The following is a 21632-nucleotide window of genomic DNA, read 5'->3' as shown; positions in this document are numbered from 1 at the left end:
GGGAGACGTGGCTCGCGAGCAGCGATGTTGATGAGGGCGACAGTCTGCTCCCTCTCCCGCGTAAGCGGGGGAGGGCTGGGGGGAGGGGGCCTTAGCCCAACCGCCCCAGCGCCCCGTTGAGCTTCTCGATGCGCGCGAGAGCTTCTTCGCGGCGCTCCTTGTGTTCCTCGATCACTTCCTCGTCGGCCTTGGCGAGGAAGCCGGGGTTGCCGAGCTTCGCATCGACCTTCTTTACCTCGCCCTCGAGCTTGGCGATTTCCTTGGCGAGACGCGCCTTTTCCGCGCCGAGGTCGATCACGCCCTCGAGCGGGATGGCGACGACGCTTCCGCGCACGATGATCTGCGCCGAGGACTTGGGCGCGGAGTCAGCGAAGCCGACCTTCGACTGGCGGGCGAGCTTGCGGATCGTCTCCTCCCAGCGCGTCGCGCGCGCCTGAAGCGTCGCATCAGCGCCAATCAAGAGAAGCTCGGTCTCGGTGTTGAGGTTCATCTCGGCGCGAAGCGAACGGATTTCCGAGATGAGGTCCACAACCCAGCCGATCTCGCTCTCGGCCGCCGCATCTTCGAGCCCTTCGAGCGACGGCCATCGGGCCAGTACCAGCAGGCTCTCGCGCTTCGGCCCCTCGGCCCCCTTGATCGCCCAGAGCTCCTCCGTGATGAAGGGCATGAAGGGATGCAGCAGCGCGTAGATCTGGTCGAGAACGAAGGCGGTCGTCGCGCGCGTCTCATCCTTTTCGGCGCCGTCGGGGCCGGTGAGGAGCGGCTTCGTCAGCTCCACATACCAGTCGCAGAAGACGTTCCAGACGAAGCGATAGGCGGCGCCCGCCGCCTCGTTGAAACGATAGGCGTCGATCGCCGCGCTCACCTCGCGCACGGTGCGCGCCGCTTCGCCGACGATCCAGCGGTTGAGCGTCACCTTGTTGGCGCGCGGGTCATAGCCCGAAACGCGCGCGCAGCCGTTCATCTCGGCGAAGCGCGAGGCGTTCCAGAGCTTCGTCGCGAAATTGCGGTAGCCTTCGACGCGCTGCGTCGAGAGCTTGATGTCGCGTCCCTGCGCCGCCATCGCCGCGAGCGTGAAACGCAACGCGTCCGCGCCATACTCGTCGATGAGATGCAGCGGGTCGATGACATTGCCCTTCGACTTCGACATCTTTGCGCCTTTCTCGTCGCGGACGAGAGCGTGGATGTAGACGTCCTTGAAGGGGATTTCCTTTTTGAAGTGCAGGCCCATCATCATCATGCGGGCGACCCAGAAGAAGATGATGTCGAAGCCCGTGACGAGAACATTCGTCGGATAGAATCGCGAAAGCTCCGGCGTCTCGTCCGGCCAGCCGAGCGTCGAGAAGGGCCACAGCGCGGAGGAGAACCAGGTGTCGAGCACGTCCTCGTCGCGCGTGAGCATTACGTCGGCGCCGGTGCGCGAGCGCGCGGCGACATGGGCGGCTTCCTCCGTCTCCTCGACATAGACATTGCCGTCTTCGTCATACCAGGCGGGAATGCGATGGCCCCACCAGAGCTGACGCGAAACGCACCAGGGCTGGATGTTCTCGAGCCATTCGAAATAGGTTTTTTCCCAGTTCTTCGGCACGAAGCTTGTTCGGCCCTCGCGCACGGCGGCGAGCGCCGGCTGGGCGAGCGTCTTGGCGTCCACATACCACTGATCGGTCAGGCGCGGCTCCAGCACCGCCTGCGAGCGGTCGCCGTGCGGGACCATGTGCTTATGGTCGTCGATTCCGTCGAGAAGGCCCCTCGCCTCCATCATCTCGACGACGAGCTTGCGCGCGGCGGAACGGTCATGGCCGTCGAGCGCGGCGACGGTCGCGGCGAGTTCTTCCGACGGCTCCACGCCCTCGTGGAAGTCGGCGTTGGCGCCGAGCTGCATGCGCGCCTGCGCGTCGAGCACATTGATGAGCCGAAGGCCGTGGCGTTTGCCGACCTCGAAGTCGTTGAAGTCGTGCGCGGGGGTGATCTTCACCGCGCCCGTGCCCTTCTCGGGATCCGAATATTCGTCGGCGACGATGGGGATCAGACGCCCGACGAGCGGCAGGCGCAGGCGCTTGCCGACGAGCGCCTTGTAGCGCTCATCTTCCGGATGCACGGCCACGGCGGTGTCGCCGAGCATGGTCTCCGGACGCGTCGTCGCGACGACGATGAACTCGCCGGTCTCTTCGCCCGCGTCATCCACGACCGGATATTTGAAGCGCCAAAGATGGCCCTTCACTTCCTGCTGCAGCACTTCGAGATCGGAGATCGCCGTGTGCAGCACGGGATCCCAATTGACGAGGCGCTTGTCCTTGTAGAGCAGCCCGTCGCGATAGAGCTGCACGAAGACCTTGGCGACAGCGCGCGACAGGCCCTCATCGAGCGTGAAGCGCTCGCGCGACCAGTCGCATGAGGCGCCGAGCCGCTTCAACTGCTCGACGATCTTGCCGCCCGACTCCGCCTTCCATTCCCACACGCGCTCGAGGAATTTCTCGCGGCCCATCTCGCGGCGGCCCGGCTCCTGGCGCTCCATGAGCTGGCGCTCGACGACCATCTGCGTGGCGATGCCCGCATGATCCGTGCCCGGCTGCCACAGCACGTCCTCGCCCCTCATGCGGTGGTAGCGCACGAGAATGTCCTGCAGCGTATTGTTGAGCGCATGGCCCATGTGCAGGCTGCCGGTGACGTTGGGCGGCGGGATGACGATGGAATAGGGGGCGGCGCCCGCGCGCTCGGGACGGCCGGCGCGGAACGCCTGCGCGTCTTCCCAGGTGGTGCGGATGCGGCTCTCGATGGAGCGGGGGTCGAAGGTTTTTTCCATGGTCATCGGGTAAGCCGGGCGTTCGTTACAAAAATCCCTCCCCTTTACGGGGAGGGATGGGAGCCCCGAGATTGCGGCTCGCGATCAGGCGAGCTGCTTGATCGCGCCCTTGCCGGCGTAGACGGCCGCGTCGCCAAGCTCTTCCTCGATGCGGATGAGCTGGTTGTATTTCGCGGTGCGGTCGGAGCGCGCGAGCGAGCCGGTCTTGATCTGCCCGCAGTTCAGCGCGACCGCGAGATCGGCGATCGTGCTGTCCTCCGTCTCGCCCGAGCGATGCGACATCACGCTCGTGTAGCCAGCGCGGTGGGCCATATCGACGGCGGAAATCGTCTCCGTGAGCGAGCCGATCTGGTTGACCTTGACGAGAATCGAATTCGCCGTGCCGGTCTTGACGCCCTGAGACAGGCGGCTGGCGTTCGTCACGAAGAGATCGTCGCCGACGAGCTGCACCTTCTTGCCAATGGCGTCGGTGAGCTTCTTCCAGCCCTCCCAATCGTCTTCCGACATGCCGTCCTCGATGGAGACGATCGGATAGGCGCTCGCGAGCTTGGCGAGATAGGCGACCTGCTCGTCGATGGTGCGGGTCACGCCCTCGCCTTCATAGACATATTTGCCGTCCTTGAAGAACTCGGTCGCGGCGCAGTCGGAGGCCAGATGCACGTCGACGCCCGGCTTGAAGCCGGCGGTCTCGATCGCCTTCATGATGAAGTCGAGCGCCGCCTCGGCGGAAGGAAGGTTCGGGGCGAAGCCGCCTTCGTCGCCGACGGAGGTGGAAAGGCCGGCCTTCTTGAGCGCGCTTTTCAGCGTGTGGAAGATTTCCGCGCCCCAGCGGATGCCCTCGCGCACGCTGTCCGCGCCGGTCGGCATGATCATGAATTCCTGAAAGTCGATGGGGTTGTCCGCATGGACGCCGCCATTGACGATGTTCATCATCGGCGTCGGCAGGACGCGCGCCTGCACGCCGCCGACATAGCGGTAGAGCGGCAGGGCGGAAGCCTCGGCGGCCGCCTTGGCGACGGCGAGCGAGACGCCGAGAATGGCGTTGGCGCCGAGACGCGCCTTGTTCGGCGTGCCGTCGAGCTTGATCATGGTCTCGTCGATCGAGACCTGGTCTTCCGCGTCGAGGCCGAGCAGGGCGCCGGCGATTTCGTCGTTCACATTGTCGACCGCCTGCAGCACGCCCTTGCCGAGATAGCGCTTGGGGTCGCCGTCGCGCTTTTCCACGGCTTCATGCGCGCCGGTCGAGGCGCCGGACGGAACCGCGGCGCGGCCCGATGAGCCGTCCTCCAGCGTCACATCGACCTCGACGGTCGGATTCCCGCGCGAGTCGAGAATTTCACGGGCGTGGATGTCGATGATTTCCGTCATTGAAGGGCCTCTTTATGATGCGGCGCGGAGCAGCGCCGCCTTTTAGCCCTATTAGGCCGTGCGGGAAAGCCTCGCAGCGCCCGGAATGTGCGTTTTGCGCTCCGGCGCGCGTCCGATCTTTGTGCGACGCGGAAAGATCGTGGCGGCGAAAGCGGTTGACTGGCGCCGCCGGGCCGCTATCCTTGAGATATATCAAATACAAGAAGCGAATCCACGGCGCTTGTTGCTGCATGATTCGAAGTAAAGCCGGCAAAAGCGCATCGTTCGACTTCACAAACACCAAGAAAAAGCGTCGCGCGGGAGGAACAGATGGCGTTTGGCAACCGACGGTTTACGCTCGCCGCAGCGGCGATTGTTTTCGGCGCTCAGGGCGCTGCGGCGCAGACGGCGGAGCATGTCGCCGCCGTGCAGGGCGTTCTGGAGAAGTCGCCCGTGCGCGCCGGCCAGTGCGCCCCGGTCGCCGAGGACTTCCAGGGCTGGCCGGCCGCGCTCGTGCAGCGCTGCGAATACAAGAACGGCGACATGACCGGCGTCGCCTATGTGCTCGACGTGAAGCCGGAAGTCATGGCCAAATGGATCGAGACCGGCTGCGAGGCCCATATGAGCGGCGTCGCCGCCTGCTTCGACCGCATGCTCCGCTGCGCTGTCGAGAAATCCAACGCGACATTCGCCATTGGCGGCAATGTCATCGCCGCGCGCAAAGGCGCGTTGCAGAACATGTTTTTCCGCAACGGCGTCGCCATCGGCGCCCCGATGAGCGGCAAGCCGGGCGCCGTGCCGACGGAGGAGCAGGAAAAGCTCGCCAGGACGCCCGAGGCCGCCGTCGAGGCGATGCCGGGCGGCGGGGCCGTCGCCTTCTGGCACACCATGCCGTTCCAGTTCGCCGTGAAAGCCATTGACCTCGGCGTGCCGGCCGAGATGAACACGCCCGATCGCCGCCAGAAATGGCTCGAGGTGATCAGGGCCGAGATGCAGACCGCCCTGACCACACCCGTCAACCGCTTCCTCTCAGGCTGGATGACCGCGCATCCGATCACGCTGCGCACCGGCGAATGCGCGGACGACCGCGACCCGTAAGGGCGCGGTCCTTCGCCTTGCGACCTACATCCCGGCGCGCGCGCCTTCCGCCGCCCGATTGGCCTGATCCTCGGCGATCTTGGTCAGCATCTGGTCGGCGGCGTATTCCGCGTCGAGCATTTCGGACAGCATCCGCTCGGCCTCGGGTTTTCCGAGTTCATGCGCCCATTCGCGCAGCGTGCCGAAGCGGTTGATCTCGTAATGCTCGATCGCCTGCGCGACGAAAATCACGGCGGCGTCGGCGGCGTCCGTGTCGCCGAATTCTCCCAGCATCGTTTCCCCCTCGTCGACGATGCCCTTGATCGCCTGACAGGTGATCGATTTCGGCCTGGCGTGGAACATCTCGAAAATCGCTTCGAGCCGTTTCCTCTGCGCCTCCGTCTCGTCGCGATGCGCCGTCAGCGCCGCTTGCAGACCGGGCAGGGTGGCCGCGCCCGCGAGATCCTTCAGCGCCCTGGAGGCGGCATTTTCCGCCGAGTAGATGTCGCCGAGCGCGTGAAGGAAGAGCTTTTCCAGCGCGTTGGTCGTGGTTTTCTTCGATGTGTCTTTCCTTGCCATCGCGTCCTCCTGCGAATGGGATTCGCATGCACGGCTCGGCGCCATCAGGGTGTCGATGTGTGAAGAAGCCGCCCATGCGGCGCTACGGCGTAAATGTCGCGGCGCCCGCCTTTGTCAACGCGAGGGCCGTGCTCTCCCCGGCTTGACGGGCGCTGCGCGTCGTTATCTTTACGGCCATGACCAGAATCCACGAAGGCGCCGCGATGCTCGGCCAACAGACGGTTTTGCCCGCTTCGCCGGACGACGCCGAACTCGATCTCGTGCCCAATCCGCACAAGGACGCAAGCTATCTCGTGCGCTTCACGGCGCCGGAGTTCACCTCGCTCTGCCCGGTGACGGGCCAGCCGGATTTCGCGCATATCGTCATCGATTACGTTCCGGCCGAATGGCTCGTCGAGTCGAAATCGCTGAAGCTCTACCTCGGAAGCTTCCGAAATCACGGCGCCTTTCACGAGGACTGCACGCTGCGGATCGCGCGCGACCTGGTCGCGGCGATGAAGCCCGCTTGGCTGCGCATCGGCGGCTACTGGTATCCGCGCGGCGGCATCCCGATCGACGTTTTCTGGCAAACCGGCGCGCCGCCGGAAGGTCTGTGGCTGCCGGATCAGGGCGTGCCGCCCTATCGCGGGCGGGGGTGAGCGGCGGCGCTGTCGGATGATCCGCGTTTCGTTGCGACGCCGCATCTGCTAGCTTGATCGTCCATCGCTGCGAGCGGCCGGCCCAGAGCGTGGCTCATGCTGAAGGAAGACGACATCGCGGACTGGCGGCGCGTCGCGCCATCGCTTGTCGTCGCGGATGTTGCAGACAGGGCCGTCATCTACAGCCAGGGCGACCATGTCGCCTTTCTCCACTGCGTGCTGAAGGGCGTCGTCAAGCTCTCGCATGTCGCAAAGGATGGCCGTCAACTGACGATCGCCGTCCTGAGTTCGGGCGGAGTTTTCGGGACCGCGGCGGCCATCAGGCCCGCGGAACACGCGGCGACGGCGATTGGCGAGGCCCGTATCGTCAGGATCGCGCATGCGGATATCGCCCGTCTCGTCGGAAAGAATCCGGTCTTCGCCGCGTTTCTCAACCAGGGTCTCGAAGCCTCGCGGGAGCGGGCGGAGCGCAAGCTCGTCGACTGCCAGACAAAGACCGTCGAGGCGCGTCTCATCGAAACGCTCTGCGAACTCGCGCTCGCTTTCGGCGCGCCGTGTTCGCACGGCTATTCGCTCGAGATACCGCTCACGCAACAGGACATCGCCGATCTCGTCTGCGCGAGCCGTCCCGTCGTGACGAAGATCATGAACGCGCTTCGACGCCGCGGCGCGCTCGATTACCAGCGGGAAATGATCTGCGTGAACCACGCCGCGCTTCGGTCGTTCGCCGGATCGAAATCTTTCGAATTGTAACCCGGATGACAGACATCGACGCCGCCGCGCCTTAACGCTTTCTCATAGCGGGCGCCCATGAAAATCGGCGCGCCGCAAGGGAAAAGGAGCGCGATCATGAAGCTCATCACGCCGCGCGCGCATGGCTATCTCGATTATCTCACCGTCGTTGTTTTTCTCGCCGCACCGAGCCTGCTCGGCTTCGACGGCCTGCCGGCTCGACTGGCGTGGACGCTCGCCGCCGTGCATCTCACCATGACGCTGGCGACGAATTTCCCCCTCGGCCTTTTCCGCCGCCTGCCATTCTCGGTTCATGGCTGGATCGAGCGGATCGTCGGCCCCACGCTGCTTGTCGTCGCTTTCCTTCCGGGCTTTTACAGCGTCGGCCCCGCCTTTCTTTTCTTCGCGGGCATGGGGCTTGTCATCGTCGCCGTCGGCTGGCTGACGGATTATGCCGACGCCCCGGAGCCCCGGCTCGTTCAAAACCCCTGAGCGGCAATGGAGGGCTCGCGGTTACTTATTCGCTGCGTGAGGGCGCTATGATATCGCCTTCGCCAGCCGATCGAAGCCCATCAATTGCTCCATCATCGCGCCCAGCTCGCCGAGCGGAACCTGCGTCGCGGGGTCGGAGATGGCGGCGTCGGGATCGGGGTGCGTCTCGACGAAAAGCCCGGCCACGCCGACCGCCACGGCGGCCCGCGCGAGCGTCGCGACAAAGCGCCGCTCGCCGCCCGAGGACGCGCCGCGTCCGCCCGGCTGCTGCACGGAATGTGTGGCGTCGAATATCACCGGCGCGCCGGTCTCCCGCAGGATCGGCAGGGCGCGCATGTCGGCGACGAGGGTGTTGTAGCCGAAGCTCTCGCCGCGCTCGGTGACGAGAACGCCGCCTCCGCCCGCCGCGCGCGCTTTCTCCACCGCATGGATCATGTCCCATGGCGCGAGAAACTGGCCCTTCTTGATGTTCACCGGCCGCCCGGTCCGCGCGGCGGCGACGATCAAGTCGGTCTGACGGCAAAGAAAGGCGGGGATTTGCAGGAGGTCCACGACTTCCGCGACGGGGGCGCATTGTCCGCTCTCATGCACGTCGGTCGTCACCGGCAGTCCCGTCGCGGCCTTGATCTCGGCGAAGATCGGCAGCGCTGCGCTCAGCCCCACACCGCGCGGCGCGTCGCCGCTGGTGCGGTTGGCCTTGTCGAAGGAAGCCTTGAAAACGACGCCGATTCCAAGGCGATCCGACAGCCGCGCGAGTTCACGCGCGACCTCGAGCGCCATCTCCCGGCTCTCCAGAGCGCAGGGGCCGGCGATCAGCGTCAGCGGCCGGTCGGCGCCGATCTCGACGCGGCGTGCGCCTTCTCCGATAGGAACTGTCGTCACGCGCGCTTTCTCTCATGTTTTGACGAGCAGCGCGACCTCCTTGCGCAGCACGGGCAGAACCTCGGCCTCGAACCAGGGATTGCGCTTGAGCCAGCCCGTGTTGCGCCAAGACGGATGCGGCAGCGGAAAGATGAGGGGCCGCGCGTTTTGAAAATCGCGCCAGCGCGCGACGATCTGCGAGACGCCTTGTCCCCTGGGCAGCGCATGACCGAGCCGGGCGAAGTGATAGTCCTGCGCATAGCGTCCGATGGCGAGCACGGTTTCGATCTGCGGCAGGGCGGCGAAGAGTTCGTCGTGCCATCGGGCGCGACATTCGCGCCGCGGCGGTAGGTCGCCGCCCGCCGCGTCATTGCCGGGAAAGCAGAAGCCCATGGGCGCGATGGCGATGCGCGAGACATTGTAGAAAGTCTCGCGGTCCACGCCCATCCATTCGCGCAGCCGGTTGCCGGAAGGGTCGTTGAAAGGGAGGCCGGTCTGATTGACGAGATTGCCCGGCGCCTGGCTCGCGATCAGCAACCGCGCGCTGGATGAAACGCGCAACACCGGGCGGGGCTCATGCGGCAGCGGCGCGCCCTCGGGCGTCTCGACGCAGAAACGGCAGGCGCGGATGCGCGCGACGACTTCGTCGAGTTTCCTTGCCTCGCCACGCGCCATTTACGCGGAGGCTCCCGGTCGCGCCGCGACTTCCGCGCGCCAGCGGGCGAGGTGCCGGAGATCGTCGGGGATTTCGACCCGCGCGAGTTTCGTCAATTCCATGGCGATGAAAGCGGTAATGTCGGCGATGGTGAAATTTTCATTGGCGATGAAGCGACGCTGCGCGAGTTCATCGTTAACAAAACGCATCATGCGAATCGCGCGCGGGCGCTGCGCCTCGGCGAACTCCGGGAACTGCGGCTGCTCCAGCGCCGCCATGCGCGGATGGCTGTGGCGGAAAGCCATCGCGACGGGCGCAAACAGGCCGAATTCCATGCGCCTCTGCCACATTTCGACAAAGGCCTGCTCGCGGCCGCCGCGTCCGAAAAGCGCCGGCTCGGGATAGAGAGATTCGATATAGCGGCAGATTGCGACCGACTCCGTCAGCACGGCGCCGTCGTCGAGCTCGAGCGCCGGCACGGTAAGCAAGGGGTTAATTTTCGCATAGGCGTCCGTCTTGTGTTCGAGCGCCATCAGATTCACGTCGTGCATGGGGATGGAGACGCCCTTCTCGGCGAGAAAAAAGCGGACTCTTCGGGGATTCGGGGCAACGGGCGTCGTGTGGAGAAGCATGGCGTCCTGCGTTTTAGGGAGGCTCTGCCCCAAAATATGCCCGAGTTTACGACGATCGGGCAGGAGGCTGTTAATATTTCTCGACGATTATCCATACAGCCTACCTCAAGCTTCGTACTGCGTATCGTCCAGCATGAGTGAAGTTACCGCAGAAATGATCGAGCGCGGCCGCGGCCTCGATCCGCAGACAGCGACGCAGAAGCGTCGGCTCGGCGCAAAGGTGCGCGAGGCGCGCGAGCGGCTGACGACATCCGACACCGGCCACCGCGCCTGTGATCTGGAACTGCTCCGCGCCTACGCCGAAACAAGGGTCGAGTCCGCCATCTCGGCGGTCGCGCTGATCCTGATGATGACGATGCTCTCGCTCTATTGGGTGAAGACCAACGCCATCTTCATCTGGTCCGTTCTGGCCTTCTCCAGCCTCATCCTGTGCTACGGCATGGCGAAGCGGCTCGCATATTACGACGACTCGAAAATCACCGTGAAACGGTGGCGCACGAAATTCGTCGTCACCGAACTTGTTCATGGCGTCGTCTGGGCGGGCGTGGCGGGGATCCTGCTCAGTTGCAAGGATCCGAATGCGCGCATCTTCGTCATCGCCATGATGCTGCTGTCGGCGGCCTTCAACACCATGGTGACGGCGACCATTCCCGTCGCGGTGTACGCCGCGATCGTGCCGACGTCGCTGACGATCGTCTTCTTCATCGGTTTCACCGGTTTCGGCGACACCTCGGTGGCGCTTCTGGCGATGGTGGCGGTGACGCAGGTGTTTTTCTTCGTCCTCGCCAAGCGCTTCCATCAGCTCGCGTCGGAGAGCCAGTTCTTCCGCGCCGAAAAGAACGAGCTGATCACCGAACTGGAGCAGGCGAAGGCCAATTCCGACGAGGCGCGCCGCCGCGCGGAGGAGGCCAATCTCGCCAAGTCGCGCTTCCTGGCCACGATGAGCCATGAATTGCGCACGCCGCTCAACGCCATCCTCGGCTTTTCCGAAGTGCTCAAGGGCGAATTGTTCGGCCCCCACGCCAATCCGGCCTATCGCGACTATTCCAACGACATTCATTCCAGCGGCCAGCATCTGCTCATGCTGATCAATGAAATCCTCGACCTCTCGCGCGTCGAGGCCGGGCGTTACGAGCTGAAGGAAGAAAGCGTCTCGCTCGTCGGCGTGGCTCAGGAATGTCGCCATCTGCTGACGATCAGGGCGCAAAAGCGCGATATCAGAATGATAGAGGTGGTGGAGCCGAGCCTTCCGCGAATCTGGGCGGATGAGCGCGCGGTGCGGCAGGTGATTCTCAATCTGCTCACCAACGCCATCAAATTCACGCCGCAGGGCGGGCAGGTGACGATCAAGGTCGGCTGGACCAGCGCCGGCGGCCAATATATCGCGATCAAGGACAACGGCCCCGGCATTCCGGAAGACGAGATCGCGGTGGTGATGTCCTCCTTCGGGCGCGGGATGCTCGCGCAGAAAAACGCCGACGAGGGGACGGGCCTCGGCCTGCCGATCGTCAAGGGACTCGTCGAATTGCACGGCGGCCAGTTCGTGCTGAAGTCGAAGGTGCGCGAAGGCACCGACGCGATCGTCGTCTTCCCCGCCCAGCGCGTGATGAACGCCTTGCCGAAGTTCGACACGCCGGCGGACCAGCACACGCGGCGCCCGGCGGCCTGAGCAAGGCTGGCGCAGGACGTTGGTCGGCGCTAGTTTTGGCCGACCAACATGACAGCCGACGACAAGACCCCCCTCTCCGACTCCGCGCTGGTGCTGTTTTCCGGCGGCCAGGATTCGACGACCTGTCTCGCCTGGGCGCTGACGCGCTTTTCTCGCGTCGAGACGCTGGGCTTCGACTACGGTCAGCGCCATCGCGTCGAACTCGAGCGCCGCGCCGCCCTGCGCGAAGGGATCGCGCACATTTCACCCGCCTGGCGCGAACGGCTGGGCGAGGATCACACCATCTCGATCGAGGCGCTCGGCGCCATTTCCGACACGGCGCTCACCCGCGAGGCCGAGATCGCGATGAACGTCGACGGCCTGCCCAACACTTTCGTGCCAGGGCGCAATCTTCTCTTTCTCACATTCGCGGCGGCGCTCGCCTACCGGCGCTCGATTCTCGATCTCGTCGGCGGCATGTGCGAGACCGATTATTCCGGTTATCCCGACTGTCGCGACGGGACGATCCGCGTCATGGCGCAGGCGCTCAGCCTCGGCATGGACCGGGCGTTCGTCATCCACACGCCGCTCATGTGGATCGACAAGGCGGCGACATGGCGACTGGCGCAGGAGCTCGGCGGCGACGCGCTGGTGCAGCTCATCGTCGAGGAGAGCCACACCTGTTACCTCGGGGAGCGCGGCCGGCGCTTCGACTGGGGTTATGGCTGCGGCGAATGTCCCGCCTGCCAGTTGCGCGCGGCGGGGTGGGAGAGGTTCATCCCGCCGGACTGAAGTCGCCCCCGCGGGACTTGACGCCCGCCTTGAACGTAATGTTATAACGTCAATGTAACATTATAACGTTATTACCCGGGCGGACATCGATGAAGCCTTTCGTGCGCTGGCTCGCTGCGCCGACCCTCGGCTGCGCCGTCATGGCGGCCCATCCGGGTTTTGCGCAGCAGGCGCTGCCGTCGATCGACATTGGCGCGGCGAGCCCGGTCAAACGGCGCGCTCCGGCGCGGGTTCAGGCCGCGCAGATCGCCGCGCCCGCGCCTCGCCGTCCCGCCGCGACGCCGTCCGGAACCTCGGCGGCGGCGCCCGAGGCGCCGCCGCGAGGGACGCTTCCCATCGTCACGGATCAGTTCGGAACGGTGACGGTCGTCACCAATGGCGAGCTGCGCCGCTCGACCGGAACGACGCTGGGCGACCTTCTGTTCGCGAAGCCGGGCGTCACCGGCTCCAGCTTCGCGCCCGGCGCCGCGAGCCGCCCGATCGTGCGCGGTCTCGACAATTACCGCGTCCGCATTCAGGAGAACGGCGTCGCGTCGAGCGGCGTTTCCGAACTGGGCGAGGACCACGCCGTCCCGCTCGATCCGCTCGGCGCTAGCCAGGTGGAGGTGGTGCGCGGGCCCGCGACGCTCCGCTGGGGCTCGCAGGCGATCGGCGGCGTCGTGAACGTCTCCAACAACCGCATTCCCGACGCGCCGCCCTGCAGCGATTCAGTCGTTTTCCGCGACAAGGGCTGCGCGCGTTTCGAGACGCGCGCCGCTTTCGCCACCGTCGATCTCGCGCAGGAGGGCGCGGCGCTGCTCGATGCGGGGCAGGGCAATGTTCTGGTGCACGCCGACGTTCAGGGCCGGCGCGCGAACGACTACGCCATTCCCGGCTATCCCTATCTCTACCCGCCTGAGCCGCCGCCCGTCGTCTACGGGCGCCAGCCCAATTCCGCCATGCGCTCCGGCGGGGCCTCGCTCGGCGCGACCTATCTTTTCGACAGCGGCCACGTCGGTTTCGCGGTGACGCAGTTCAATACCCAATACGGCATTCCCGGCGTCGAGCCGGCGGAGACCTCGACGCGCATCAACATGCGCCAGACCAAGGTCAGCGGCAAAGGCGAGTTCCGGCCGCAATCCTCTTATGTCGAGGCCATCCGCTTCTGGGCGGGGCTCTCGGATTACAAACATCATGAAATCGCGAATCTGGACGGCGCCTATGGCGTGCTTCAGACTTTTACGAGCAAGGAGCTGGAGACGCGCGTCGAGGCGCAGTTTCTTCCCCTTCGCCTCCCCTTCGCGACGCTGAAAAGCTTCTTCGGCGTGCAGGGCGCAAACCAGATCCTGACGTCGCAGGGCGTCGAGGGCGGCCTGTTCAATCCGAACACGACGAGAAGCGTCGCCGCCTTTCTGTTCAATGAATTCAGATTCACCGACGCGCTGCGCATGGAGATTGCGGGGCGCGTCGAAAGCGCCAATGTCGCGGGCTCTTCGCCGAATCTTTTCGTCGTCCCGGACATCAACCTGACGCGCTACCGGAATTTCGCGCCCATGAGCGGCGCGATCGGCTTCCTGCAGGACTTGCCAGGCGACATGGTCGCGAGCCTGACCGCCCAATATGTCGAACGCGCCCCTCGCGCGCCGGAGCTTCTGTCGCGCGGTCCGCATGAATCGACGGGCACATTCGACATTGGAAATCCTGATCTGTCGATCGAGGCGGCGAAGACGGTCGAACTGGGCCTGCGCCGCGCCGTCGGGCCATTTCGTTTCGAGGCGTCCGTCTATTACACGCGCTTCGACGGATTCATTTATCGAAATTTCACCGGCCAGAGCTGCGGCGAGGATTTCGCGAGTTGCACGCCGGGCGGCGAGGGAGGCGAACTCGCTCAGGCAGTCTACGCCCAGCGCGACGCGGTGTTTCGCGGCGGCGAGTTCCAGAGCCAGTGGGACGTCGCGCCGCTTGCGGGGGGAACCGTGGGCGTCGAAAACCAGTTCGACGTGGTGCGCGCGAGTTTCACTTACGGCGGCAATGTGCCCCGCATCCCGCCCCTGCGGCTCGGCGGCGGCCTTTTCTGGCGCGACTCCAACTGGCTGGCGCGGGTGAATTTGCTGCACGCCTTCGCCCAGAACAATATCGCGCCCTATGAGACGCCGACCAGCGGCTACAATCTGCTCAAGGCCGAGGTCAGCTATCGGTTGAGGCTGGATCCCAACGATCCGAAGGGCCGCGAGATGATGGTCGGCGTCGTGGGGAACAATCTGCTCAACGATGACATCCGCAACAGCGTCTCCTTCCGCAAGAACGAGGTGTTGATGCCGGGGACGAATGTGCGGTTTTTTGCGAATATCGTGTTCTGAGGCGGGACGCCGTAGCGCTTTCGACTTGATCGGCGGCGCAAAATTTGGCATAGCCACCTCCGAACGATGCGCTGGGCGTTCATCCCGGCCGATGTGTTGTTGCCGAGGATAGATCGATGAAAGTCCGCAACTCTCTGAAATCACTGCGTTCGCGCCACCGCGCCAACCAGATCGTGCGCCGCAAGGGCCGCGTTTATGTGATCAACAAGGTGCAGAAGCGCTACAAGGCCCGCCAGGGCTGATACGGGCGCTTCACGCTTTTCGAAAACAGCCGCGGGCCGCTAAGGCTTCGCGGCTTTTTCATTTGCTGGCCGACCGCCGCAACAGCGGCGGTTTTTTCTTGCAATGAAAGCATCGGGTTAACCGCTTCAAGCTTAGCCTTGTTCTTAAGCTTGTGACTTTAATTGTGTTTTCAGAAAATCTGCCGCATCTTTATGGGCGGGGCTGTTACTCTGCCGCCGCTCCTCCCGGCGGCGGGCGCGTTTTTGCGTGATGGGAACATTGAAATGTCGAGTATCATGATTGCGCCCGCGTCGCCCTCCCCGCAGGATCGGGAAAATCTTCTGACGAAACTGTCGAGCTGGGTCGGCCAGGGCCGCCGTCCCGCCGGACAGGAGCCCAAGGACGCGGCGCTCTCGCAGGAAACGCTCGACCAGATCGGCGCCGAGAACGAAGAGATCAAGAATCGCTGCGTGGATTTCGTCCGCAAGATCGACGAGCTTGCCGCGCTGAGGGAAAATTTCATCGAAATCTCCGGCTGGATAGGGCAGATCCTCGCGGTGCGCGAGCAGACCAATGCGGCGCTCGTCGAACGCGCGATGATGCTCGCGCTCTCCGAGGGCGCGCTCGCCGATCTGAAAGCCGAGTCCCGCGCGCTCCATGACAGCAGGGAAGAGGTTCTTGCGGAAAACAGCCTGCTCCGCGCCGAGAATGATCGCCTGAAGGCTTCGACGCGCAGCCGTGAGGCGCGGATAGAGGCGGTCGAGGCGGATTTGCGCGAGGCCATCGATGACGCCGCGCAACTGCGCCAGACGCTGGAGGCCGAGCGCGGCCAGTCGTTTCATCTCAAGAACGCGCTAGAGGCGGCGCAGGCGACCAACGAAAGAAACGACGCGCAGGTCTCGCAGCTCCAGGGCGACCTCGCCGCGCTTCGCGATCAGCTGGTCTTCGCCCGACAGCATGTCGAGACGCTTCAGGCGAATCTCAACGAAAGCCAGCAGAACCACGCGAAGCTGCAGAACGCCTACAGCGAGAGCGAACTTCAGGCGAAAGGGCTCGCCGACAAGGTTCGCGAACTGGAGATCGCGCTCGAATCCGACGGGCGTCAGCTGACCAGGCTCGACGAACTCTTCACCGCCAATCAGGCCGAGCACCAGAAGGCGCATGCGGCGTGGCGCGAGGAGAAGGAGGCGGACAGCCGCCACATCGCCGAACTCGAGGCGAAGATCGACATGCTGTCCGCCCATGCGCAGGCGCGCGACAAGCTGCTTTCCGAAGTGCGGGCAGAACTGCAGGCGAAGATCGCCGAGAGCCGGGCGACAGAACGCCGCGCGCAGGAGCTCGAAAAGAAAATTTCCGGCCTGTCGGAATATGCGGGAAAAGTCGCGCATGAGGCCGCGCAGCTGAAACAGAGGCTCACCGATCAGGAAGGCGCAAATGCGCGGCTGAGCCAGCGCGCCAAGAGCCTGATCCGCGCCATGCGCGACCTTTCGACGGAGGTCGAGCAATCAAAGCGCAAGGCGGAGCTCGCCGGCGAGCGTCTCGCGGCCGAAACGAAGCGGTTCGACGAGCGCCGCGCGCAACTCGAAAAGACGGTGCACGACCTCACCGAGCAACTCGAAAAGGAGCGGCTCTCCAAGCGGGTGACGGCCGGCGCGCTGGAGGCCGCGCGACAGCAGCGGTTCCAGCCGCCGCGTGACGAGGAAGTGAAGCTCGCCGACATATTGGCGCGCGCCGAAGAGGCGCACAACGCCGCCGAGGCGGAGGCTGTTTTCGCAAATGGGTTGCGCCGTATCACGCCCCCATGAGCGCGAGCACATGGGCCGAGACGCTGCCGCTCAGCGCCTCTAGATCGTATCCGCCTTCGAGGAGTGAGACGAGCCGGCCGCCGCAGCTTTTGTCCGCGACGTCCAGCAGCCGCTTCGTCGCTTCGCCGAAGTCCCGCTCCTTCAGCCGCAGCCCGCCGAGCGGGTCGCGTTCGTGGGCGTCGAACCCCGCGGAAATCAGGATGAGGTCCGGCGCGAAGTCCCGCAGCCGCGGCAGAATCCGGTCGGCCAGCGCTTCGTGAAAGGCGTCGCCGGTTGAACCGGCGAAAAGCGGCGCATTGACGATCGTGCCATGTTCGCCCGTCTCGTTGCGCCCGCCGGTGCCGGGATAGAAGGGCGCCTGATGAGTCGAGCAGAACAGCACGCTGTTGTCGGACCAGAAGATATCCTGCGTGCCATTGCCGTGATGCACGTCGAAATCGACGATGGCGACGCGCTCGGCGCCGTAGGCGGCCTGCGCGTGGCGCGCGGCTACCGCGACATTGTTGACAAAGCAGAAGCCCATCGGATTGCGCGCGCTTGCATGGTGGCCGGGCGGCCGCGCCGCGACGAAAGCCGTGTCGGCGGCGCCGCTCATCACCTCGTCGACCGCGGCGACGGCTCCGCCTGCGGCGCGCCAGATCGCCTCCAGGGTCTTCGGGCACATCAGCGTGTCGCTGTCGAGCGCGGCGTAGCCCTCCCTGGGCGCGGCTTCCTCCAGCGCCGAGACATAGGCTTGCGGATGAACGCGCAATATTGCGTCGAGGGACGCGGCGGGGCTTTCGACGCGCCCAAGCGACTGGAAGCGCTCCGCCTCCAGTCCACGTTCTATGGCGCGCAGCCGCTCGGGCTGCTCCGGATGACCGGGGCCCATCTCATGGGCAAGACCACTAGAATGTGTGAAAATCAGGGTTCTCACCGCAACGCCGCCGTGCGAGTCGGCCTTTGTGACCGCTCTTTTTCATCAGTTTCCGCCGTTCATTCGCTTATGTCCATGAAAATTGGAAGACGCCAAGCTTTGCATTTCCGGCGAGCCGCTTTGTGGCGAAAAATTGGCCGTGGCGCCTGCGCAACACAGCGAGAATATTGCTTCGGCGAGCGTGTTGCACCGATAGGTTGCGGGCAAGTTCGTGGTAAGGCTTTGCTAACGTCTGTTCCGCGGCGGAAAGGGGGACCATTATGAATTTGAGGCTATTGCTTGCTGCGACTCTCTCTGCAGTCGCGCTTTCGGCTTGTAACGGCACGCGGTTGCCGGATCCCAAGCTCTCCGGCCGCGACGCCGAATTCATGGCGCTTGCGCCCCAGGCTCAGATCGGTTCGGAGTTCGAGCGTTATCTGGTCGATTACAAGACGAGCGAACCCGTCGGCTCCATCGTCGTCGATTCGCGTCACCACTTCCTCTATTACGTCATGCCGGGCGGAAAGGCCGTGCGCTACGGCGTCGCGACGGGCCAGGACGCCATGGGCTGGACCGGCCGCGCCTATGTCGGCGCGATGCAGGAGTGGCCGCGCTGGATTCCGCCCAAGGACATGCTGGAGCGCTGGCCGCATCTTCAGCCGACGGCGGACGCCGGCGGCCTCCCGGGCGGGCCGGACAATCCGCTCGGCTCGCGCGCGCTTTATCTCTATCAGGACGGCAAGGACACGCTGTACCGCATCCACGGCACCAATGAGCCGGAGAAGATCGGCCAGGGCGTTTCCTCGGGCTGCATCCGTATGCGCGACATCGACGCCATCGACCTCTACAATCGGGTCAAGGTCGGCACCAAGGTCGTGGTGATCTGACGCTTCTCGCGCCCTCTCCCCGGTTGCGGAGAGAGGGCCGCTTTTTCAATCGGTCCGATTTTTATTGATTTTCCCGCGGCGTCTCGCGGACCGTTTTCCCCTCCGCCCCTCTTCCGAAATGAGCGCTGGCGCACGCCGTCCGGCTGCGCGGATGGTTAATTTCATCTTGTTTCTCGTTGGAGGGGAGGCGGAGATGGAGATTTCGGCGATACGCCACACAGCACGGATCGCAATGCTGGCTATTTGCGCATTTCTTCTCGTCGGCGCGGCTGCCGGAGGCTATCGCCTCGCGGTCGTCCACATGGAAAAGAGCGATTTTTGCGCCGGTTACGCAATATGCCGCTAGTTGCGTCATCCACAAAATTTAACGGAACGCGGGCGGCCGGTTAGCGTTAATAGGAAGAAGGCTCGAAGACTGAGATATTGCTCCAAGAAAAGCAGCCCGGCTCCTCCGCCCTTCACCGTTCATTTCAATCGGCGAGCGATGCATTCGCCGCGCAAGATTTTTTGGGGGGCTCACATGCGTAAGGCGGCCATATCTTTATTTATCGTCTTATTCGCCGCAGGCGTCGCGAGCGCGACGACGATTTTCAATACGTCGCCGTCGGCCGCGGATGATTTCTGTTTCGGATATGCGATCTGCGAGTGACCAGCGTTAGGCGGAGCGTTTTGGGCGAGCGAGTTCACGCAGCCGCGCGAGCCCCCGTCTCAAATTGCCGCTTTCGGGGCCGATGATCTTGGCGAATTGCATCCGGATCTGCCTCGTCAACTCGTGGATCTGCGCCCTCAGCGGCGCAACCAGCGCGCTCGCCCAGGCGCGCGCATCGAGCACCAGCGAATAGAAGCGTCCGAACCACTGCATTTCGAGCAGCTTGTTGCGGCAGATGTCGAAAAGAAAGGATGTAACGCCGAGCGCCAGAGTCTTGGCGATAAATATCGCGATCACCCCGGTCACGACATGGCCGCTGGCGACAACCGCCACCGCCAGCAACTTGAGCGGAAAGACCGCCAGCGCCGGAATTGCGAACAGCGCGAGTGTTGCAGGCGGCGACATTCTCGCGACGAGGTCGCGCAGCCAGGGTTCCATACGCTCCATGCCGAGCGCGCGTTCCAGCGCGCGCAGCCATTCCCTCACATGGTCCCAAAGCCAGCTTTCGAGCAGGAAGATGAGCGCGACGGCGATCCAGAAAGCGCGCTTCAGCCGGCGTTTGATCTGCTCCATTACATTTTCCTCGACATCCGCGGGCGCCGCGAATCGGGATTTTATCCGCGCGTTGAGCGTTTGGCGTGTACGATTACGCCGGTCTCGCCTTTCAGCGTCAGCGTGTCGTGATCGATGGTCCAGCGCGCCTCGCCGCTGAAGACGGACAGAAAGCGCGCCTCCTGTCGCATCAGGGCGGGCGCGCAGGCCATCCGCGTGGCCATCGCTCCGGTAAAGCTTATGCTGTCGCCGTCGATCCTATAGCCTGAACCGTAGCGGTTGCAGGAGCCTTTTCCGGCCACGCGGCCGTCGGCGGCGAACTGCATGGTGGCGGTCGAGCCAGGCACGAGCGGCGCCCCGTCGAGTCGTTCGACGCGCCATTCCCCGACGATCGAGTCGTCCGCGGCTCGGGCGGTCGTGACGGAAAAAAGCGCCAGCAGGGCGCAGGCGGCGCCGGTCGCAAATAATCTCATTATCGACATCTCCCAAAAGACAGGCACAGGAGATGTGGGCGCCGCGTCGACGAACGCCAAGCCCCATCCATTCGAAGACCGGGCCGCTCTCGCCGAATAGTCGAGAAATCCCGCGAGGCCTCAGATGTGGATGGGCCGCTTCGCGACGGCCAGCGCGGCCTCCTTCATCGCCTCCGACATGGTCGGATGGGCGTGGCAGGTGCGCGCGAGATCCTCCGCAGAGCCGGAGAACTCCATCAGCACGGCCGCTTCCGCGATCAGTTCGCCGGCGCCGGCGCCCAGAATATGGACGCCGAGCACGAGATCCGTCGCCGCGTCGGCGATGATCTTCACGAAACCGTCCGTTTCGCGCATCGCCCGCGCGCGCCCGTTCGCAGAGAAGGGGAATTTGCCGATGGCGACGGCGACGCCCTTCGCCTTGGCTTCTTCCTCGGTGATCCCGACCGAGGCGACTTCGGGCATGGTGTAAACGACCCCGGGAATGACGTTGTAATTCACATGCCCGGCCTGGCCGGCGAGGATTTCGGCTATCGCTATGCCCTCGTCCTCCGCCTTGTGCGCGAGCATCGGCCCGCGAACGACGTCGCCGATGGCGTAGACGCCCGCGACATTGGTGGCGAAATGGTCGTCGATGACGATGCGCCCGCGCTCCATCGCCACGCCCGCCTCCTCCAGCCCGAGGCCCTGCGTATAGGGGATGCGGCCGGTCGCGATCAGCACCGTATCGGCCTCGATCTTGTCCGAGGTCGCGCCGTCAACCGAAGAACAGGACACGACGGCGCCGGCGCCTGCTTGCGCAACGCCCGTCACTTTTGAGGCGAGCCTGAAAGCAAATCCTTGCTTTTCAAGGACCTTCTGGAAACGCGAGGCGACTTCGAGATCGAAGCCGGGCAAAATGCGGTCGAGATATTCGATGACCGTGACCTGCGCGCCCAGGCGCCGCCACACCGAGCCCAGCTCCAGCCCGATCACGCCCGCGCCGACGATGACGAGCTTTTGAGGAACCTTCTCCAACGCCAGCGCGCCCGTCGAGGAAACGACCAGTTTTTCATCGATGGCGATTTCCGCGCCGGAGGCGTCGCGCAAGGGCGCAACAGCGGAGCCGGTGGCGATGACGATGTTTTTCGTCTCGATCGTCTGCGTTGCGCCATCCGGGCCGGTCACATCGACCTTGCCAGGGCCGGCGAGTCGCCCGACGCCGCGAAAGGCGTCGATCTTGTTCTTCTTGAACAGAAAAGCGACGCCATTGACATTCGCGCCGACAGTGTCGGCCTTGTGCTTCATCATCGCCGGCAGGTCGAGCCGCGGCGGATCGACGATCACGCCCAGCGGCGCGAGCCCGTGCGAGGCTTCCGCGAACATGTGGGACGCGTGCAGGAGCGCCTTCGACGGAATGCAGCCGACATTGAGGCATGTCCCGCCATAGGTCGCGTCCTTTTCGACGACGGCGGTATTCAGGCCCAGTTGCGCGGCGCGGATCGCGCAGACATAGCCGCCCGGACCCGTGCCGATCACCACAAGATCGTAACTCATGTCATGCGCTCTTCAAGAATG

Annotated in this window: 20 protein-coding genes; 10 read left to right on the top strand and 10 right to left on the bottom strand. The window is 64.6% G+C overall.

What is annotated here, in order from left to right; translation table 11 throughout:
* Nucleotides 1-91 precede the first annotated feature (91 nt).
* Both LG047_RS07530 and eno read right to left on the bottom strand, forming a co-directional pair.
* Complete coding sequence (locus tag LG047_RS07530) at nt 92-2803, bottom strand: valine--tRNA ligase (protein ID WP_227968453.1); 2712 nt, start codon at nt 2801-2803, stop codon at nt 92-94.
* A gap of 84 nt (nt 2804-2887) precedes the next feature.
* Nucleotides 2888-4171, bottom strand: a complete 1284-nt coding sequence (gene eno / locus LG047_RS07525; RefSeq protein WP_227966145.1) for a phosphopyruvate hydratase — start codon at nt 4169-4171, stop codon at nt 2888-2890.
* 309 nt (nt 4172-4480) lie between these two features.
* Between eno and LG047_RS07520 the strand changes: the two genes are divergently transcribed.
* Nucleotides 4481-5248: a hypothetical protein gene (locus tag LG047_RS07520; RefSeq protein WP_227966144.1), complete on the top strand. Its 768-nt coding sequence runs from the start codon at nt 4481-4483 to the stop codon at nt 5246-5248.
* A 24-nt stretch (nt 5249-5272) separates the two neighbouring features.
* Here LG047_RS07520 and LG047_RS07515 read toward each other — a convergent pair whose 3' ends face one another.
* Entirely contained in the window at nt 5273-5806 is a 534-nt protein-coding gene (locus tag LG047_RS07515) for a ferritin-like domain-containing protein (RefSeq protein ID WP_227966143.1), read from the bottom strand.
* Between the two features lie 176 nt (nt 5807-5982).
* Between LG047_RS07515 and queF the strand changes: the two genes are divergently transcribed.
* The 3 genes from queF to LG047_RS07500 all read left to right on the top strand — a co-directional run bounded on the left by queF (nt 5983) and on the right by LG047_RS07500 (nt 7668).
* Nucleotides 5983-6444, top strand: coding sequence for a preQ(1) synthase (gene queF, locus LG047_RS07510; protein WP_036283493.1), 462 nt, complete (start codon nt 5983-5985; stop codon nt 6442-6444).
* Between the two features lie 96 nt (nt 6445-6540).
* The gene (locus LG047_RS07505) at nt 6541-7197 is read left to right on the top strand and encodes a Crp/Fnr family transcriptional regulator (RefSeq protein WP_227966142.1); all 657 of its coding nucleotides are present in this window, start codon (nt 6541-6543) and stop codon (nt 7195-7197) included.
* Between the two features lie 96 nt (nt 7198-7293).
* Nucleotides 7294-7668, top strand: a complete 375-nt coding sequence (locus tag LG047_RS07500; RefSeq protein WP_227966141.1) for a hypothetical protein — start codon at nt 7294-7296, stop codon at nt 7666-7668.
* 45 nt (nt 7669-7713) lie between these two features.
* Here the strand turns inward: LG047_RS07500 and kdsA are convergent, their stop codons facing one another.
* Genes kdsA through LG047_RS07485 form a run of 3 tightly spaced genes read right to left on the bottom strand, consistent with a single transcriptional unit; the run spans nt 7714 to nt 9816 of the window.
* Entirely contained in the window at nt 7714-8550 is an 837-nt protein-coding gene (kdsA, locus tag LG047_RS07495) for a 3-deoxy-8-phosphooctulonate synthase (RefSeq protein WP_227966140.1), read from the bottom strand.
* Between the two features lie 12 nt (nt 8551-8562).
* Complete coding sequence (locus LG047_RS07490; protein ID WP_227966139.1) at nt 8563-9204, bottom strand: uracil-DNA glycosylase family protein; 642 nt, start codon at nt 9202-9204, stop codon at nt 8563-8565.
* Nucleotides 9205-9816, bottom strand: a complete 612-nt coding sequence (locus LG047_RS07485) for a glutathione S-transferase family protein (RefSeq protein ID WP_227966138.1) — start codon at nt 9814-9816, stop codon at nt 9205-9207.
* 133 nt (nt 9817-9949) lie between these two features.
* Here LG047_RS07485 and LG047_RS07480 point away from each other — a divergent pair, with 133 nt between their 5' ends.
* The 5 genes from LG047_RS07480 to LG047_RS07460 all read left to right on the top strand — a co-directional run bounded on the left by LG047_RS07480 (nt 9950) and on the right by LG047_RS07460 (nt 16622).
* On the top strand, nt 9950-11485 hold the full coding sequence (locus LG047_RS07480; protein WP_036283482.1) for a HAMP domain-containing sensor histidine kinase: 1536 nt from the start codon (nt 9950-9952) through the stop codon (nt 11483-11485).
* Between the two features lie 48 nt (nt 11486-11533).
* A complete protein-coding gene (gene queC / locus LG047_RS07475) occupies nt 11534-12256 on the top strand; it encodes a 7-cyano-7-deazaguanine synthase QueC (protein WP_227966137.1) in 723 nt (240 codons plus the stop codon).
* 89 nt (nt 12257-12345) lie between these two features.
* Nucleotides 12346-14595: a TonB-dependent receptor gene (locus tag LG047_RS07470; protein ID WP_370635022.1), complete on the top strand. Its 2250-nt coding sequence runs from the start codon at nt 12346-12348 to the stop codon at nt 14593-14595.
* A 116-nt stretch (nt 14596-14711) separates the two neighbouring features.
* Entirely contained in the window at nt 14712-14837 is a 126-nt protein-coding gene (gene ykgO, locus LG047_RS07465; RefSeq protein ID WP_036283477.1) for a type B 50S ribosomal protein L36, read from the top strand.
* 264 nt (nt 14838-15101) lie between these two features.
* Nucleotides 15102-16622: a hypothetical protein gene (locus LG047_RS07460; RefSeq protein ID WP_227966136.1), complete on the top strand. Its 1521-nt coding sequence runs from the start codon at nt 15102-15104 to the stop codon at nt 16620-16622.
* Here LG047_RS07460 and LG047_RS07455 read toward each other — a convergent pair.
* Complete coding sequence (locus tag LG047_RS07455; RefSeq protein ID WP_227968451.1) at nt 16609-17493, bottom strand: histone deacetylase family protein; 885 nt, start codon at nt 17491-17493, stop codon at nt 16609-16611. The genes LG047_RS07460 and LG047_RS07455 overlap by 14 nt on opposite strands.
* Before the next feature lie 305 nt (nt 17494-17798).
* Between LG047_RS07455 and LG047_RS07450 the strand changes: the two genes are divergently transcribed.
* Nucleotides 17799-18404 carry a L,D-transpeptidase gene (locus tag LG047_RS07450; protein ID WP_036283471.1) on the top strand — a complete coding sequence of 202 codons (606 nt, stop codon included), beginning with the start codon at nt 17799-17801 and terminating at the stop codon, nt 18402-18404.
* Between the two features lie 655 nt (nt 18405-19059).
* On the opposite strand, the gene LG047_RS07445 is transcribed toward LG047_RS07450, so the two are convergent.
* The 3 genes from LG047_RS07445 to lpdA all read right to left on the bottom strand — a co-directional run bounded on the left by LG047_RS07445 (nt 19060) and on the right by lpdA (nt 21611).
* The gene (locus LG047_RS07445; RefSeq protein WP_227966135.1) at nt 19060-19626 is read right to left on the bottom strand and encodes a hypothetical protein; all 567 of its coding nucleotides are present in this window, start codon (nt 19624-19626) and stop codon (nt 19060-19062) included.
* A 41-nt stretch (nt 19627-19667) separates the two neighbouring features.
* The gene (locus LG047_RS07440) at nt 19668-20078 is read right to left on the bottom strand and encodes an META domain-containing protein (protein WP_227966134.1); all 411 of its coding nucleotides are present in this window, start codon (nt 20076-20078) and stop codon (nt 19668-19670) included.
* A gap of 120 nt (nt 20079-20198) precedes the next feature.
* Nucleotides 20199-21611 carry a dihydrolipoyl dehydrogenase gene (lpdA, locus tag LG047_RS07435; RefSeq protein ID WP_227966133.1) on the bottom strand — a complete coding sequence of 471 codons (1413 nt, stop codon included), beginning with the start codon at nt 21609-21611 and terminating at the stop codon, nt 20199-20201.
* Between the last annotated feature and the right edge of the window lie 21 nt (nt 21612-21632).

Source organism: Methylocystis sp. WRRC1, from assembly GCF_020733155.1.
Lineage (GTDB): Bacteria > Pseudomonadota > Alphaproteobacteria > Rhizobiales > Beijerinckiaceae > Methylocystis.
This window is presented reverse-complemented; position numbering and strand designations above follow the sequence as displayed.